The sequence below is a fragment of the Amycolatopsis thailandensis genome (assembly GCF_002234405.1).
In the GTDB taxonomy this organism is placed as follows: domain Bacteria; phylum Actinomycetota; class Actinomycetes; order Mycobacteriales; family Pseudonocardiaceae; genus Amycolatopsis; species Amycolatopsis thailandensis.
Genome location: NZ_NMQT01000300.1, coordinates 1 through 552 on the forward strand (window position 1 = coordinate 1; position 552 = coordinate 552).

The 552-nt window shown below is 68.7% G+C and carries 1 protein-coding gene; it reads left to right on the forward strand.

Features of this window, described 5'->3' with window-relative positions:
• The coding region (locus CFP71_RS42460; protein ID WP_143267308.1) for an MFS transporter at nt 1–552 on the forward strand (552 nt) is incomplete at both ends.

Consider the following 552-nt stretch of genomic DNA (forward strand, 5'->3'; position numbering starts at 1 on the left):
CCAGGTCGACTACCTCGGCGCGGGTCTCATCGCGGCGGGCGTGAGTGTCCTGCTGATCTGGGTCTCGTTCGTCGGCAACAGCTTCGACTGGCTTTCGTGGCAGACGGCGGTCATGGTGGCGGGCGGTGCCGTACTCCTCGCGCTCGCGCTGATCGTGGAACGCAAGGTCCGCGAACCCGTCGTGCCGCTGCACATCATCACCCAGCGCACCCCCGCGCTGGCGATCGTCGCGAGCCTCGCCGTCGGCATGGCGATGTTCGGCGGCGCGGTGTTCCTCGGTCAGTACTTCCAGGTCGGGCGCGGTTACTCCCCCACCGAAGCCGGTCTGCTGACCATCCCGCTGATGGGCGGCGTGCTCGTGTCCTCGACCGTCTCCGGGCGCCTGATCAGCCGGAGCGGGCGGATCAAGCCGTACATCGTGGCGGGCACCATCACCCTGGTGATCGGGTTCCTCGGACTGGGCACGGTCGACCACGCGTCGCCGCTGTGGCTGGTCGGCGTCGCGATGGCGATCGTCGGCGTCGGTGTCGGCATGACGATGCAGAACCTCGT